General features: G+C 26.2%; 17 protein-coding genes. 9 read left to right on the forward strand and 8 right to left on the reverse strand.

The window, feature by feature from the left end; translation table 11 throughout:
- Entirely contained in the window at window positions 1–1,128 is a 1,128-nt protein-coding gene (locus tag ACTTAV_RS03105) for an LptF/LptG family permease (RefSeq protein ID WP_440670134.1), read from the reverse strand.
- An 83-nt stretch (window positions 1,129–1,211) separates the two neighbouring features.
- On the opposite strand from ACTTAV_RS03105, the gene ACTTAV_RS03110 reads away from it, so the two are divergent.
- Window positions 1,212–2,681, forward strand: coding sequence for a leucyl aminopeptidase (locus ACTTAV_RS03110; RefSeq protein WP_440670135.1), 1,470 nt, complete (start codon window positions 1,212–1,214; stop codon window positions 2,679–2,681).
- A complete protein-coding gene (gene ndk / locus ACTTAV_RS03115; RefSeq protein ID WP_440670137.1) occupies window positions 2,674–3,084 on the forward strand; it encodes a nucleoside-diphosphate kinase in 411 nt (136 codons plus the stop codon). Before ACTTAV_RS03110 ends, ndk begins: the two co-directional genes overlap by 8 nt.
- Here ndk and purN read toward each other — a convergent pair.
- A complete protein-coding gene (gene purN, locus ACTTAV_RS03120) occupies window positions 3,074–3,658 on the reverse strand; it encodes a phosphoribosylglycinamide formyltransferase (protein WP_440670138.1) in 585 nt (194 codons plus the stop codon). The genes ndk and purN overlap by 11 nt on opposite strands.
- Window positions 3,636–4,664 carry a phosphoribosylformylglycinamidine cyclo-ligase gene (gene purM, locus ACTTAV_RS03125; RefSeq protein WP_440670139.1) on the reverse strand — a complete coding sequence of 343 codons (1,029 nt, stop codon included), beginning with the start codon at window positions 4,662–4,664 and terminating at the stop codon, window positions 3,636–3,638. The genes purN and purM overlap by 23 nt, the downstream gene beginning before the upstream one ends.
- Before the next feature lie 11 nt (window positions 4,665–4,675).
- On the opposite strand from purM, the gene ACTTAV_RS03130 reads away from it, so the two are divergent.
- From ACTTAV_RS03130 to aspS, 3 genes are read left to right on the forward strand one after another with little or no spacing between them, the layout of a single operon-like run.
- Window positions 4,676–5,752, forward strand: coding sequence for a hypothetical protein (locus ACTTAV_RS03130; protein WP_440670141.1), 1,077 nt, complete (start codon window positions 4,676–4,678; stop codon window positions 5,750–5,752).
- Window positions 5,749–6,411: a DNA replication protein gene (locus ACTTAV_RS03135; protein ID WP_440670142.1), complete on the forward strand. Its 663-nt coding sequence runs from the start codon at window positions 5,749–5,751 to the stop codon at window positions 6,409–6,411. Before ACTTAV_RS03130 ends, ACTTAV_RS03135 begins: the two co-directional genes overlap by 4 nt.
- Window positions 6,412–8,196 carry an aspartate--tRNA ligase gene (gene aspS, locus ACTTAV_RS03140; RefSeq protein WP_440670143.1) on the forward strand — a complete coding sequence of 595 codons (1,785 nt, stop codon included), beginning with the start codon at window positions 6,412–6,414 and terminating at the stop codon, window positions 8,194–8,196.
- 1 nt (window position 8,197) lies between these two features.
- Here the strand turns inward: aspS and ACTTAV_RS03145 are convergent, their stop codons facing one another.
- Window positions 8,198–9,022 carry a TSCPD domain-containing protein gene (locus ACTTAV_RS03145; protein WP_440670144.1) on the reverse strand — a complete coding sequence of 275 codons (825 nt, stop codon included), beginning with the start codon at window positions 9,020–9,022 and terminating at the stop codon, window positions 8,198–8,200.
- A 117-nt stretch (window positions 9,023–9,139) separates the two neighbouring features.
- Here ACTTAV_RS03145 and ACTTAV_RS03150 point away from each other — a divergent pair, with 117 nt between their 5' ends.
- Window positions 9,140–9,499 carry an NADH-ubiquinone oxidoreductase subunit NDUFA12 family protein gene (locus ACTTAV_RS03150; protein ID WP_440670145.1) on the forward strand — a complete coding sequence of 120 codons (360 nt, stop codon included), beginning with the start codon at window positions 9,140–9,142 and terminating at the stop codon, window positions 9,497–9,499.
- On the forward strand, window positions 9,462–9,863 hold the full coding sequence (locus ACTTAV_RS03155) for a DUF2155 domain-containing protein (RefSeq protein WP_440670147.1): 402 nt from the start codon (window positions 9,462–9,464) through the stop codon (window positions 9,861–9,863). The genes ACTTAV_RS03150 and ACTTAV_RS03155 overlap by 38 nt, the downstream gene beginning before the upstream one ends.
- Here the strand turns inward: ACTTAV_RS03155 and accC are convergent.
- The 3 genes from accC to aroQ are packed head-to-tail and all read right to left on the reverse strand — an operon-like array spanning window position 9,860 to window position 12,064.
- Window positions 9,860–11,197 carry an acetyl-CoA carboxylase biotin carboxylase subunit gene (gene accC, locus ACTTAV_RS03160; protein WP_440670148.1) on the reverse strand — a complete coding sequence of 446 codons (1,338 nt, stop codon included), beginning with the start codon at window positions 11,195–11,197 and terminating at the stop codon, window positions 9,860–9,862. The two genes, ACTTAV_RS03155 and accC, sit on opposite strands and share 4 nt — an antisense overlap.
- Window positions 11,197–11,628: an acetyl-CoA carboxylase biotin carboxyl carrier protein gene (locus tag ACTTAV_RS03165; RefSeq protein ID WP_440670150.1), complete on the reverse strand. Its 432-nt coding sequence runs from the start codon at window positions 11,626–11,628 to the stop codon at window positions 11,197–11,199. The genes accC and ACTTAV_RS03165 overlap by 1 nt, the downstream gene beginning before the upstream one ends.
- Window positions 11,618–12,064 carry a type II 3-dehydroquinate dehydratase gene (gene aroQ / locus ACTTAV_RS03170; protein WP_440670152.1) on the reverse strand — a complete coding sequence of 149 codons (447 nt, stop codon included), beginning with the start codon at window positions 12,062–12,064 and terminating at the stop codon, window positions 11,618–11,620. Before aroQ ends, ACTTAV_RS03165 begins: the two co-directional genes overlap by 11 nt.
- A 16-nt stretch (window positions 12,065–12,080) precedes the next feature.
- Between aroQ and thiS the strand changes: the two genes are divergently transcribed.
- Window positions 12,081–12,299, forward strand: coding sequence for a sulfur carrier protein ThiS (gene thiS / locus ACTTAV_RS03175; RefSeq protein ID WP_440670153.1), 219 nt, complete (start codon window positions 12,081–12,083; stop codon window positions 12,297–12,299).
- Between the two features lies 1 nt (window position 12,300).
- Window positions 12,301–13,074, forward strand: a complete 774-nt coding sequence (locus ACTTAV_RS03180) for a thiazole synthase (RefSeq protein ID WP_440670154.1) — start codon at window positions 12,301–12,303, stop codon at window positions 13,072–13,074.
- On the opposite strand, the gene ACTTAV_RS03185 is transcribed toward ACTTAV_RS03180, so the two are convergent.
- Window positions 13,067–14,863 (reverse strand): Rne/Rng family ribonuclease, encoded by a 1,797-nt coding sequence (locus ACTTAV_RS03185; protein WP_440670156.1) that lies wholly within the window; start codon window positions 14,861–14,863, stop codon window positions 13,067–13,069. The two genes, ACTTAV_RS03180 and ACTTAV_RS03185, sit on opposite strands and share 8 nt — an antisense overlap.
- Between the last annotated feature and the right edge of the window lie 7 nt (window positions 14,864–14,870).

The following is a 14,870-nucleotide window of genomic DNA, read 5'->3' on the forward strand; positions in this document are numbered from 1 at the left end:
TTATCTCACAAATTTAAATTTAAAAAAATATATTAGATAAAGACTTACAATTAAAATTATCGGTATTATAAAGAATTTAATATTATTAAAAATATCTTCATTTATAAGTCTGATAGTCATCTCAGAAATTATTATTGTGCTTAAACCAATTAAAAATATTAAAACACGATATCTTGCGTAGTTAGTGTTTTCTTTTGATTTAAAAATTAATAGTAAAGAAATCAGAATTAAAACTGGAATATACAGTGGAATAATCATTCTTTTATATAACTCTTTTAAAATATTATCAATATTATCTATCCGACAATTTTCTACTTGAAAAGTTTTATCAATTTTAAAAAATTTTAATTCTAATAAATTATGGTAACATCTAGTAAGATCAAGGGTGGCAACTTCTTGCGTTTTTTTATAAGTAGTAGTGTTATCTTCGAAATTACTAAGATTAAAATCAGTTTTTGAAAATCTAAAACTAGTTATTTTATCATCAACTACACTTATAGTTTCGCCAGAGTTTAATTCTAAAAATTGATTTTTTCCAATTTGTTTAAATTTACCTTTTTTTGCATATGTAACTTGAAAAGTATTTCCTGTTCCTTTTTTTAAATATATTTCATTTAAACTACCATCTTCATCTTTAGAGTTACTATAAATCGTTAAACCTTTTACAGCATCATTGAAAACTCTAGGTTTAACAAAACCCTCTAAATAATTTATATTAGAAGTTCTAAGAAAAGATCTTGCTAAATCTTGAGTTTTAGGAACAACTAAAACTGTTAAAAATATTTGGATTAGCATAATTAGAAAAGAAAATTTTATAAAAAAATTGATTAATTCAATCTTATTTATTCCAAAATTCCAAAAAATAATTAATTCATTATTTAATTCATATTTAGCTATTACATATAAAAAACTGAAAAATAAAACAAAAGGTATAAGTTTACTTATTATTTTTGGAAAATTTAGTAATGAGAAATTTAAATAAACAAAATAGTCTCGCCCTCCTTCAACAATAATGTCTAAAAAATTAACTGCTTGAAATACCCATATAATTATACCTACAGAAAAAAGAGTAATTAAAAAAAAGACTAGACAGTCAAATAATAATTTCCTAAATAATATTTTTTTCATTGAAATCTATCAAAATAATACATATATATTTTCAACTAATAGTTTACAATTTAAATACAACTCAAAGTACATATATATAAAAAATGTCAATAAAAATAAGGCTTAAAAATAGTTTTGATGAAAAACTTGTCAAAAACCATGTTTTTTTTACAAACCAAGATTTTAAAATCGCTGAATTTAATAAACTTTCGGTGTTCAAACACTCTAATTTTATAAAAAAATCAATTAGCTCTAATAAATTTGATGATAAGAATTTTTTATCATTTGATATTGGACCTACACAAAAAATCTTATTAATAAAAATTAAGAATAATCAAACTTCTCTGGATATTGAAAAAATTGGTGCTGATTTCTATAGCTATTTAAAATCTAATTCGTTTTTTAAAACAACATTTTATGAAGTTAATATTAGAAATGTCAGTTCTGATAATCAATATTTTTTTGATGAGTTTATTCATGGTCTGGAGTTAAAGTCTTATGAATTCAATAAATATAAGTCTAAAAAAGAAAATAAAATATTTGAAATAGATGTTATCAATAAAAATAAATCTTTTAAATTTAGTAGTAATAAAAGATTTAAGTCTTTAATTGAAGGAACTAATTTTACAAAAGATCTTGTTTCTGAACCTGGAAACATCCTACATCCAGATGAATATGCAAAAAGGTTACTAAAACTTAAAAAATTTGGTTTAAAAGTAAATATTTATAACGAAACAAAATTAAAAAAACTTGGAATGAATGCTTTATTAGGAGTTGGCCAAGGAAGTATTAGAGGGTCATATTTAGTAACTTTAGAATGGAATGGAATTAAATCTAAAAAAAAACCATTAGCCTTTGTTGGGAAGGGAGTATGTTTTGATACTGGAGGTATATCTCTAAAACCAGCAAAATTTATGGAGGATATGACTTATGATATGGCTGGTTCTGCAGTTGTTGTCGGACTAATGAAAAATCTTGCAATAAGAAAAGCAAAAGTAAATGCTGTTGGTGTCGTTGGTCTAGTAGAAAACATGCCTGGAGGCAATGCTCAAAGACCTGGAGATATTGTAAAATCTTATAGTGGCAAAACAATAGAAGTTTTGAATACAGATGCTGAAGGTAGATTAGTTTTAGCAGATGCTCTTACTTTTACAGAAAAAAAATTTAAACCAGAATTTATTGTTGATCTAGCAACATTAACTGGTGCAATTATTGTTTCTTTAGGTTCTGAATATGCAGGATTGTTCTCAAATAACGATAAATTATCTAAACAACTTTTTGACTCTGGTCAAAAGGTTGGAGAAAAAGTTTGGAGAATGCCTCTCCATAAAAATTATGATAAATTAATAAATTCTAAAAATGCCGACATGCAAAATATAAACTACGTAGGTGGGGCAGGCTCAACTACTGCTGCTCAGTTTTTACAAAGATTCATTTTAAATAAAACACCATGGGCACATCTTGATATAGCTGGAATGGCTTTTTCAAAATATGGAGGAGCATTAAATTCTGGAGGTGCTACTGGATTTGGAGTGAGATTATTAAATCAACTAGTAGAGGATCATTATGAGTAATTTAGAACGAACTTTATCAATTATAAAACCAGATGCGGTAGAAAGAAATTTAGAAAATGAAATTAAAAAAATGTTTATAGAAAATGGTTTTAAAATAATTAAAGAAAAAAAAATACAAATAGAAAAATCAGAAGCTGAAACTTTTTATAAAGTTCATGAAACTAAACCGTTTTATAATGATTTATGTGCATATCTTTCATCTGGTCCAATAGTAGTAATGATACTTGAAAAAGAAAATGCTGTTTTAGGAAATAGGGATCTTATGGGAGCTACTAATCCAAAAGATGCAAAAGATGGTACTATTCGAAAAAAATATGGTATTTCAATTGATAAAAATTCTGTTCATGGCTCAGATAGTGTTGAAAATGCAAAAATTGAAATCGATTTCTTTTTTAGAGATTAGTTAATATTTTTATCACAGCTTTTGGATATAATTTATGTTCCTGTTTTAGGATTTTAATCTTTAAAGATTCTGCATTATCTCTTTTTGAAACTCTTACTTTTTTTTGTAAAATTATTCTTCCAGCATCAAGTTTTGAGTTAACATAATGAACTGTACAACCTGAGTATTTTTCCTTATTGTTGATTACACGGGCATGAGTATCTAAACCTCTATATTTTGGTAACAATGAGGGATGGATATTTAAAATTTTACCCTTAAATCTTTTAATAAAATCTTTTGATAAAATTTTCATAAAGCCTGCAAGGCAAATTAATCTAATCTCATTATTCTTTAAGTCCTTAAGGATAAATTTTTCTGAAACAGACTTGTTTTTAAAATTATAAATTTTTTTTTTAATCTTAAATATCTTTGCTAATTCAAGTCCTTTTGCTTTTGAATTATTTGAGACGATTAGATTTATTTTTATAGGGGAGTTTTTTGATAAAGAAAATTTTATAAGACTTTCAAGATTACTTCCAGTACCTGAAATAAAAATAGCAGTTTTTACTTTTTTAAGACCAATCAATTTTGCCATTAAATTTAAATTCTTTATTACCTTTGGATATTTTTCCAATGATATAAGGCTTATAAGTTTTTGAAAAAAATCTATTTATTTTATTTAAATTTTTTGGTTTAATTATTAAACAAAAACCAACACCACAATTAAAAGTTCTTAGCATCTCATTATCGTTAATATTATTATTTTTTAACCATTTAAAAATTTTTGGAACTTTAATTTTATCTAAGTCAATCTCTGCACAAAAATTTTTAGGAATTATTCTTTTTATATTGTCTGGTAATCCACCTCCAGTGATATTTGCACAACCATTAATTAAATTTTTTTTAAGTAAATTTAATATTTCTTTTACATAAATTTTTGTTGGTTTGATCAATTCTTTTTTTAAAAAAATATTTTTATGTATGTTTATTTTTTTCTTTTTTATTATATTTCTTACTAAAGAATAACCATTAGAATGTAGACCACTTGATGGGATAGCTAAGATTAAATCGTTTTCTCTAATTTTATTTTTATTTAAAATTTTTTGTTCATCAACTACACCAACAGCAAATCCAGCTATATCAAACTTACCTTTTTCATAAGTCCCTGGCATCTCTGCAGTTTCTCCACCAACCAATTCGCAATTTGAAATTTTACATCCTTTTATTACTCCTCTAATTATTGATTTAAGTTTAGGTAAATCAATTTTATTTATTGATACATAATCTAAAAAAAGAAGAGGTTTAGCACCTTGAACAATCAAATCATTTACACTCATTGCAACTAAATCAATTCCGATAGTATCGTATTTATTAATTAAGTTTGCGATTTCAATTTTGGTTCCTACTCCATCAGTACATGCAACTATCTTAGGTCTTTTTATATTTTTTGGTATACTTGAAATGGAGCCAAACCCGCCAATATTGTTATACTTTTTTTTGCCTTTTTTTCTTGTAGAGATAGAGGATATGAAATTAACAAATTTATCTGCAGCATCAATATCAACACCACTTTTTTTATATGTAAATTTAGTTTTATTCATTATTATAAGGCATGGTAATTAGATTTAAAAAATATTCAAAAATCTTATATATTTTTTTTATTACTCTATCTTTATTTTTATTTTTTTTTTCCACAGATAAAGTTGAAGCAAAATCTTTTAATATTGAAAATATTGAAGTTTCAAAGCCTTTTGAAATAAATTTTGATAAAAATAAGGTTGTAGATGACGGATTTATTAAGGCTTTTTCAGAACTGATTTTAAGGTTAACCACTTCCTCAGATCACAATGTAATTAATAAAGTAAGATTAAACCAAATTAAAGGAATGATAGAGTCTTTTACAATTAAGGAAGAAAAATTTATAAACGAAATTTATTACGTAAATTTAGGTGTTTCTTTCAATAAAAAAAAAATTTTTAAATATCTAGAAAATAATAATATATTTCCATCGATTCCTAAAAAAAAAAATTTTTTATTTATTCCAATTATAATTGATGAAGATAAAAAAAATTTAGCTTTATTTTCTGATAGTAAAATATTTAATGAGTGGAATGATTATAAAGAAAGCTTTTATCTTATTGACTACTTATTACCAACTGAAGATCTAGAGGATATAAATTTAATTAAAAAAAATTATGATGAAATTGAGAAATACAATTTTGCAGAAATTGTAAATAAATATAACTTAAGTGACTCAATTATTACTTTAATTTTTAAAAATCAAAATAATATTAGGATATTATCAAGGGTTACTGTTAACGATAATATAGTTTTAAAAAATTTGTCATTTTCTAATGTAGATTTAAATAACAAACAAAATAGGGAAAACTTGATTAGTAATTTAAAAATTGTGTATGAAGATTATTGGAAAAATTTTAATAAAATTAATACTTCTTTAAAGTTTCCAATTTATATTAAGATTAAAGGAAATAATAATCTAAAAGTTTCAAATTTTGAGAATACTTTGAATGAAATTGATTTAATTTATGATTATTATATTTTGAAATTTGATAAAGATTTTATTTATTACCATATTATTTTTAATGGGACGCCAGATAATTTTTTAAAATTTATGAAAAAAAAGAGCTTTGATTTAAATACCCAAAATAAAACATGGGTTTTAAAATGAAAGATTTAAATCAAGAAATAATTAAATTTGACTATGATCAGAATTTTAAAGATGATGATTTTTATGTATCTAAAAGCAATAAACATATTTTTGACTTATTAAATAGATGGCCTAAATGGGAAAAAAATTTTCTTAATATAAGTGGAGAGAACTTTTCAGGAAAGACACATTTAATTAATATTTTTTTAAAAAAATTTAAAGGCATAAAAATCGAATCAAATTTGTTAAAAAATGAAGATTTAAAAAAAATTAAGATTCATCAAAACATAGTTTTGGAAAATTTGAATACAGCAGTTAATGAAGAGCTTTTTTTTACACTATGTAATATTATTGAACAGGATAACAAGTATTTAATTGTTACATCAAATCAGCCAATTGTGAATTTGGAATTTAATTTAAATGATTTAAAATCAAGATCAAAAAACTTTCTTTTACAAAATATTGATAAACCTGATGATGATTTAATATTTGCTTTAATTTTAAAAAATTTGTCTGATCGTCAAATATTGTTAGATAAAAAGTTAATTGATTTTATAATTAAAAGAATTGATAGATCATATGGAAAAATAATTGATTTTATATATAAGATTGATGAGATTAGTTTAAAAAAAAAAAAATCAATTGATTTTAAAATAATCAAAGAAGTTTTGGGGGAATAATTGAACAAATATAGAAGTCACAATTGTAATGAATTAAGAAAAAAAAATGTTGGAAACAAGGTTTTGATTTCAGGATGGATCAATAAAAAACGGGACCATGGAAATCTTTTATTCATTGACCTCAGAGACAATTATGGAATCACCCAATGCATTATAGATAAAGAAAATAAAAATTTCATTGATTTAGAAAAAATGCAACTTGAAACTGTCATACAAATTGAAGGTATAGTTGTTAACAGATCAAGTGAAACAATTAATAAAGATATTGAAACAGGAGAAATAGAAGTTTCAATAAACAATTTTATTGTTTTAGGCACATGTAAAGAATTACCTATGCCTATTTTTAGTGATCAAGAATATTCTGAAGAAATTAGATTAAAGTATAGATTTTTAGATTTAAGAAGAAAAAAAATACATGAAAATATAATTTTAAGATCAAAGGTTATTTCATTCATAAGAAATGAAATGAATAAATTTGGGTTTTTAGAATTTCAAACTCCAATACTTACTTCATCAAGTCCTGAGGGTGCGAGAGATTTTTTAGTTCCTAGTAGATTGAATCCAGGAAAATTCTATGCATTACCACAGGCACCTCAGCAATTTAAACAATTAATAATGGTCTCTGGGTTTGATAAATATTTTCAAATTGCCCCATGTTTCAGAGATGAAGATGCTCGAGCTGATCGTAGTCCAGGTGAATTTTATCAATTAGATTTAGAAATGTCATTTGTTGAACAAGAAGATGTATTTAACGTAGTAGAGAAATTATTAGTTAATACATTTAAAAAATTTTCAAATAAAAAATTATTGTACGAAAAGTTTCCTAAAATTACATATGCTGATGCATTATTAAAATATGGAACTGATAAACCAGATCTTAGAAATCCATTAGAAATTCATGATATAACAGAAGTTTTTTCAAGAGATGACGTGTCATTTGAAATCTTTAAAAAACTTGTAAAAACTGGCTCTAGAGTAAGATGCATAGTTACTAAAAACACAAAAGATAAACCAAGAAGTTTTTTTGATAATATTGATAAATGGGCAAAAGATCAGGGTGCATCTGGTTTAGCTTATTTTACGTTTGAAAAAGATAAAGAAATTTTTGCCAAGGGCCCTATAGGAAAGTTTTTTTCAAAAGATTCATTAACAGAGCTAATGAATAAAACAAATTCCAAGGTAGGAGATAGTATTTTTTTGGCTTGCAGTAAACAAAAAGAATTAGAAAAAATTACAGCACTAGCTAGAGATAAAATTGCTAAAGATTTAAATTTGATTGATGAAAATATTTTTGCTTTTTGTTGGATTGTAGATTACCCAATGTTTGAAAGAGATGATCAAACAAATAAAATTGGTTTTAGCCATAATCCTTTTTCAATGCCACAAGGAGATATCGAAAAAATAAATTTTGAGAATCCTTTAAATATTCTAGCTTATCAATATGATATTGTATGTAATGGTATAGAACTATCTTCTGGAGCAATAAGAAATCATATTCCAGAATTAATGTATAAATTGTTTGCGGTAGCTGGTTATGACAAAAAGCAAGTTGATGAAAAATTTAGTGGAATGATTAATGCATTGAGCTATGGTGCTCCACCTCATGGAGGAATAGCTCCAGGAATTGATAGAATAGTAATGTTGCTAGCTAATGAAAAAAATATTAGAGAAGTGACGATGTTTCCAATGAATCAAAATGCACAGGATTTGATGATGAATGCTCCATCAACTGTAAGTGAAAATCAATTAAAAGAATTAAACTTATCTTTGAAAGTGAAAAAATAGTCTATTTTTTTCCTTTAAGGCTGATTTTTACATCAGATAAATCAACTAAATTTTTCTTATAATTATTTCTCACAAACCCTTTACTAGTAATATCTTTAACTATTTTTAATAATTGGTTTTGATCTTCTGAATTTTGTCCTTCTATATGTGAGTTTTCTGAAGTTCCAATTGCAGGTGTATGAGCAAGATCTTCTCTATTTTGATAAGATATTGCTAGTTCTCTAAATATATAGTCTAATATTGATGATGCACTCAGAATTCTATCGTTCCCGTAAACTTTTCCTGAAGGTTCAAATTTTGTGCCAACAAATGCGCTTATAAATTCATCAAGCGGAACTCCATATTGTAATCCAAGAGAAACAGCGATTGCGAAATTATTCATTAAAGCTTTAACTAATTCACCTTCTTTACTTGTATCTATAAAAATTTCACCAATTTTTCCATCTTCATATTCACCAGTGTGTAAATAAACTTTATGATCTCCAATAGTTGCTTTTTGAATATAGCCTTTTCGTCTATCAGGCATGCTGTGCCTTTTTCCATTTTTTTCTTGATTATTGTTTTGAGAATTTATTATGTTTTCTATTTTTTGTGATGAAGTCTCTTTTTTATCTGACAATATATTTAATTCATTACTATCAACAATTTTTTTGTTATTTGGATCTAGGCTTTTAGTTTTTCTATTATCTAATTTGACATCCAATATCTCAAACTTTCCATCATCTCTTTTTTCTAGATTTTTAAGTTCAGTTTCGTTTATATCATCCAAATAATGATTTACTTTAAAAGTGCATGTATAATATGTTTCTACTAAATATTTTGCCATTTAACCCCAACTATTTTAAAATTAATTTGAATAATGAATCAATTAATTTATATACAAAAACAAATTTTAGTCTAATTTAATTTATACAATTTAGAATTGAAAAAAATTTAACTTTTTATGTTGACACTTTTAAAAAAAATTTTCATTTGGTGGAATCAAGATACCTTTGGAACAAAAATTAAAACTATTTTATTTGGAAAATTTGTTGGAAAAGATCATTTTGGCAATAAATATTATGAGAGCAAAAATGGAAAAAGATGGGTTATTTATGCAGAAGAAATTGATGCATCAAAGATACCTGTAGAGTGGTATTCATGGATTCATTTTACACCTAATAAAATTGAAAAAAATCATGATTTAAAAAAATATGATTGGCAAAAACCTCATCAGCCTAATTTGACAGGCACAAACTCAGCTTATTATCCAAATAAAAACAAAGATGCTATTAAAAAAAAATATAAAACCTGGAAAAATTAGTTTAAAAATATTTTACTTAATTTTATTTTTTTTTATCTCATCTAGCTTACAATCTAATGAAAATCTAGAAGGTAATTTTACTGACATAAAAATTTTAGATAAAATTTCATCAAAAAATATCTTATTAAAATTAAAAAATGGCGAAGATACAAAATACAAAGATTTGTTAATTAAAAGCTTAAAATGTAAAAACTCAGAATTTGATGATAATCCTGAAACTACTGCATATATCCAAGTCAGTGATTTAACTAATAAAGATAAAAACGATGTTTTTGTTTTTAATGGATGGATGTTTTCATCGAGTCCTTCAATTGCTCCTTTTGATCATCCTGTTTACGATATTTGGCTAGTTGGTTGTTATTAAACTATTTTTTCATTATCAAGCCAGCTCACATTAAAATCTGAATTAATAAATTTTTTGTGATTTAATAGCTTTTTGTGCAATGGAATAGTTGTGGTTATACCTTCGATTACAAATTCATCTAAAGATCTATTCATTCTTTGAATTGCTTCAACTCTGTTTCTTCCATGACAAATCAGTTTGCAAATCATACTATCGTAGTAAGGGGTCACTTTATAGCCTTGAAATATAGCACCATCGACTCTAGTTCTAAAACCTGAGGGTTGGTGACACATACCTATTGTACCTGGTGATGGTTGGAAATTTTTGCTTGCATCCTCTGCATTTATCCTGCATTCAATTGCATGTCCTCTTGGATTAATATCGGACTGTTTTAAAGCTGTTTCTCCTGTATATGCAATATGAATTTGTTCTTTAATAATATCAATACCAGTTACCATTTCTGATACTGGATGCTCTACTTGAACTCTCGTATTCATTTCTAAAAAATAAAATTTTCCATCCTCATAAATAAACTCCACTGTTCCAGCACCCTCATAACCAATTTTGCTAACCATATTGACAGTTTTTTCAAAAAGGTCTTTTCTTATTTCATCGGTAAGAACAGGACTAGGTGTTTCTTCAATTAATTTCTGATGCCTTCTTTGAACAGAACAGTCTCTTTCATGCAAATGAACAGTTCTATTTTTCCCTGCTAAAATTTGAACTTCTATATGTCTTGGATTTTGAAAAAATTTTTCAATATAAACTTCATTATTTCCAAAATATTTTTGTGCTTCAGATTTTGCTGTTGAAAAAAGTGTTTCAAAATCTTCCTCTTTATGCACAATTTTCATTCCTTTTCCTCCTCCACCTCCTGAGGCCTTGATTAGTATTGGAAAGCCAATCTTATTACAAAGTTCTTTTGCTTCCTTAATATCTTTTACACCACCTTCTGAACCTTCAATTACAGGCAGTCCATTTTCTTTTGCAATTTTTTTTGCTTGAATTTTGTCACCCATCATTTTTATATGTTGAGAGGATGCTCCAATAAATTTTATATTATTTTCCTCTAATATTTTTGCAAAGTTTGCATTTTCAGATAAAAATCCATAACCAGGATGAACAGCTTCAGCTCCTGTTAAGTCAATTGCTGATAACAAGGCTGGGATATTTAAATAACTATTTGCTGGTTGATGAGATCCTATGCAAACACTTTCATCAGCTAATCTGACATGCATACTTTCTCTGTCAACATCAGAATGAACAGCAACTGTTGAGATGCCCCATTCTTTGCATGCTCTAATTACTCTAACTGCAATTTCTCCACGGTTCGCAATTAAAATTTTTTTGAACATTACTCTAAAACAACTAAGACTTGACCAAATTCAACTGGTTGCCCATCTGAGACAAGAATCTGTTTCACTATACCATCTGAAGTTGATGGAACATGATTCATTGTTTTCATAGCTTCAACAATCATAATAGTGTCACCTTTTTTAATTTTTTTTCCAACTTCTATAAATTTTTTAGCCCCTGGTTCTGGAGCGTGATAAGCAGTGCCAATTATTGGAGATGTAATTTCAATACCAGAATTAATACTGGTAGTAGCCTTAGGATTGTCATCTATAGTAGATTTATTTTGAATTGGTATTGATTGGTTATTTATAGATACATTGTTTTTAGAAACTTTAATTTTTGTATCTTTCTCTGTATATTCTAATTCAGTTAAGTTAAACTCCTCTAAACAATCAGTTAATTCTTTAATTATTTTTTTATCAATTTTCATTTTTTAAAAGCTTTTGCATAGAAATTATGGCTAAAATATAACCTTCAGCACCTAACCCAAAAATACCGCCAGTAACTATATCACTTATTAATGATTTTTGTCTAAATTCTTCCCTTTTATATATATTTGATATGTGTAATTCAATTATTGGTTTCTTGAACAGACTTAAGGCATCTCTTATTGCAACTGATGTGTGTGTAAATGCTGCAGCATTAATTATCATACCAGCAAAATTTTTTCTGGACTCTTGAATAATATTTACTAATTCACCCTCTATATTAGATTGGGTAAAATTAACATTTAAACCTAGTTCCTTTGATTTATCTAAACAATTTTTTTTTAATTTTTCAAATGTAATAGACCCATATTGTGATTGTTCTCTCTCTCCTAATAGATTAAGATTGGGACCATTGATAATAATAATTTTATTATTCATTCAGCTCTTATATACGATGAAAAAAATAAAAAAAATAAAAATTAAGTTAAATGGTAAAAGTAAAACTTTGCAGTCTAGTACTAATTTAAGCAATCTTGTGAAAAATTTAAAAATACCAATAAAAAAAGTAGCAATCGAAGTGAATCAAGAAATAATAGATAAAAAAAAATTAGATAAAATATTATTAAAAAAAGATGATAGAATTGAAATAGTCCATTTCATAGGGGGTGGTTAATTTGAAAAAAGATAAATTTATAGTCGCAAATAAGATATTTAATTCTAGATTAATTGTTGGAACTGGAAAATATAAAAATATGAATGAATGCGCAAAAGCAATAATGCTTTCTGGTGCAGATATAGTCACAGTAGCTGTAAGAAGAGTGAATATTACAGATAAGAAAAAACCTCTATTAATGGATTTTATCGATCCAAAGAAAATAACTTATTTACCTAATACTGCTGGATGCTTTAATTCTAAAGAAGCTTTAAGGACTTTAAGATTAGCTAGAGAAATAGGAGGTTGGAAATTAGTAAAGCTAGAAGTTTTGGGGGATAAAAAAAACTTGTTTCCTGAAATGATTGAAACACTTAAGTCAACAGAGATTTTATCAAAAGAAGGATTTAAAGTAATGGTTTATTGTAATGACGATCCATTAATGGCTAAGAGATTAGAAAATGCTGGCGCATGTGCAATTATGCCTTTAGCAGCTCCGATTGGTTCAGGTCTAGGTATTCAAAATAAAATCAACATTAAGATTATTAGAAAACAAACTAAGTTGCCTTTAATCATTGACGCTGGACTTGGCCAAGCATCTGATGCCACAATTGCTATGGAACTTGGTTGTGATGGTGTCCTAGTAAATACAGCTATTGCTAAAGCAAAAAAACCATTTGATATGGCTTTAGCTTTTAAGAATGCTGTAATAGCAGGTCGATTATCGTACCTTTCTGGAAGAATTGAAAAAAATTTAATGGGAAATCCATCCTCACCAAAAAAAGGAATTATTTAGCTTTTTTGTAAAATTTCTTTTTTCTATAAGGTTTCTTTTTAAATTTTTTTTTATCTTTTAATTCTACAATGTTGTTATTAGCATTTTGAAAATCTATATTTTTTAACTTTTCATAATGCTCCAATAATTCTAAAGTTTTTTTTGACTTATTTTTAATATCAATTACGTATTCAGGAATAATCAAATTATTGTCAGAAATTATATCGATTTTCATTTTATTTTTTTTTTCAAAGTAAGTTAAATCGTCTATAAAATTTTCTTTTAAAAAATCAGAAATTTTTTTGCAAACTTTAAGATCAACAAATTTTGCTTTATTTTCAACCGCTTTAAGTTCTACTAATTTAAGAATCTTAAGAGCAAAAGATTCATCTGTAAGATTTATCTTCCATTTAACAGCGCTTTCTCTTAATCGTTGTCTAGACATTTCTAACAGTCCAAAATTAGATATTCTTCCAATTTGAATTCTTGCTCGATCAGATCTGCATTTTTCTTTTAATCTTCTTTCTACTAATTTACGATTTCCATAACTTAACATGTCAATAAAGTCTATTATGATCAATCCGGACAAGTCTCTGATCTTTATTTGTCTTGCAATTTCGTCTGCCGCCTCAAGATTAGTATCAAGAGCTGTACTTTCTACATTTTTTTGCTTTATTGAGCTTCCTGAATTTATATCAATTGAAACTAATGCCTCAGTAGGATTAATGACTAAATAACCACCAGAGTTTAATTTTATTTCAGATTCAAAAATTTGATTTAGTTTTTGTTCAATACCTTCCTCAATAAATAAAGGTTTTTTACCTCTGTACTTTTTTATTTTTTTTACATGTGAAGGGATCATCATTTTCATGAAATTTTGTGCTTTTTTATAACCTTCATTTCCTTCAATTATAATATTTTTGGTATTTTCATCATACATATCTCTTAAAGTCCTCTTTATAATATCACTTTCCTGATGAATTAATGACGGAGCTATAGATCCAAGAGCATTGTCTTTAATTTGATTCCAATTATTTATTAGAGTGCTCAAATCATGATTAATTTCATTTTTAGTTTTATTACTGCCTGCAGTTCTAACTATTAGTCCCATTTCTTTTGGTATTTCAATTTCATTCAATATCGATCTAATTTTTTTTCTGTCAGCAGGGTTGAATATTTTTCTAGAAATTCCACCACCTTTAGGAGTGTTTGGCATTAAAACTATATATTTACCAGCTATCGATATAAATGTACTAAGTGCAGCACCTTTTTGTCCACGTTCATCTTTGATCACTTGTACTAATATTACTTGATTTGGTTTTATTACTTCTTGAATCTTATATCTTTTAAATTTGAATTTATTTTCATATTTTTTTTCTTTTTCTAATTCAAGATTTTCTTTTTCTTCTGTATTTTTTTTTTCTATTGGATCTTCTTTCTCTAAAGGATCTTCTATTTCTAATTTGCCTTCTGCAAGATTTTCCTCTTCTTTAGCCTCAACTTTTTTTGACAATTCTTCACGGGCTTTTTCTTCTTCTTTTTTAATTATTTCTAAATCACTCTTTGGTATTTGATAATAGTCAGACTGAATATCATTAAAAGATAAAAAACCGTGTCTTTCCCTTCCAAAATCTACAAATGCTGCTTGCAAAGAGGGCTCTATACGACTTACTTTTCCTAAATAAATGTTATTTTTAATTAGGTTGTTTTTTAAACCTTCATATTCGTAGTCTTCAATTTTATCATCTGACTTGAGTACAACTCTAATTTCATTTGGATGCGATGCATCAATGTATAAATTTTTTTCCATAATGTTG

Origin of the sequence: Candidatus Pelagibacter sp. HIMB1483 (assembly GCF_052048135.1) — a bacterium.
Classification (GTDB): domain Bacteria; phylum Pseudomonadota; class Alphaproteobacteria; order Pelagibacterales; family Pelagibacteraceae; genus Pelagibacter.

Excerpts from the sequence above, each read along its gene's own strand:
- ACTTAV_RS03155 (WP_440670147.1), top strand. The coding sequence starts at position 9,462 with ATGCTATTAAAAAAAAATATAAAACCTGGAAAAATTAGTTTAAAAATA.
- aroQ (WP_440670152.1), bottom strand. The coding sequence starts at position 12,064 with ATGAATAATAAAATTATTATTATCAATGGTCCCAATCTTAATCTATTA.
- ACTTAV_RS03105 (WP_440670134.1), bottom strand. The coding sequence starts at position 1,128 with ATGAAAAAAATATTATTTAGGAAATTATTATTTGACTGTCTAGTCTTT.
- ACTTAV_RS03145 (WP_440670144.1), bottom strand. The coding sequence starts at position 9,022 with ATGGCAAAATATTTAGTAGAAACATATTATACATGCACTTTTAAAGTA.
- ACTTAV_RS03150 (WP_440670145.1), top strand. The coding sequence starts at position 9,140 with ATGTTGACACTTTTAAAAAAAATTTTCATTTGGTGGAATCAAGATACC.
- ACTTAV_RS03135 (WP_440670142.1), top strand. The coding sequence starts at position 5,749 with ATGAAAGATTTAAATCAAGAAATAATTAAATTTGACTATGATCAGAAT.
- accC (WP_440670148.1), bottom strand. The coding sequence starts at position 11,197 with ATGTTCAAAAAAATTTTAATTGCGAACCGTGGAGAAATTGCAGTTAGA.
- thiS (WP_440670153.1), top strand. The coding sequence starts at position 12,081 with ATGAAAAAAATAAAAAAAATAAAAATTAAGTTAAATGGTAAAAGTAAA.
- ACTTAV_RS03130 (WP_440670141.1), top strand. The coding sequence starts at position 4,676 with ATGGTAATTAGATTTAAAAAATATTCAAAAATCTTATATATTTTTTTT.
- purN (WP_440670138.1), bottom strand. The coding sequence starts at position 3,658 with ATGGCAAAATTGATTGGTCTTAAAAAAGTAAAAACTGCTATTTTTATT.
- ACTTAV_RS03185 (WP_440670156.1), bottom strand. The coding sequence starts at position 14,863 with ATGGAAAAAAATTTATACATTGATGCATCGCATCCAAATGAAATTAGA.
- ACTTAV_RS03110 (WP_440670135.1), top strand. The coding sequence starts at position 1,212 with ATGTCAATAAAAATAAGGCTTAAAAATAGTTTTGATGAAAAACTTGTC.
- ndk (WP_440670137.1), top strand. The coding sequence starts at position 2,674 with ATGAGTAATTTAGAACGAACTTTATCAATTATAAAACCAGATGCGGTA.
- ACTTAV_RS03165 (WP_440670150.1), bottom strand. The coding sequence starts at position 11,628 with ATGAAAATTGATAAAAAAATAATTAAAGAATTAACTGATTGTTTAGAG.
- purM (WP_440670139.1), bottom strand. The coding sequence starts at position 4,664 with ATGAATAAAACTAAATTTACATATAAAAAAAGTGGTGTTGATATTGAT.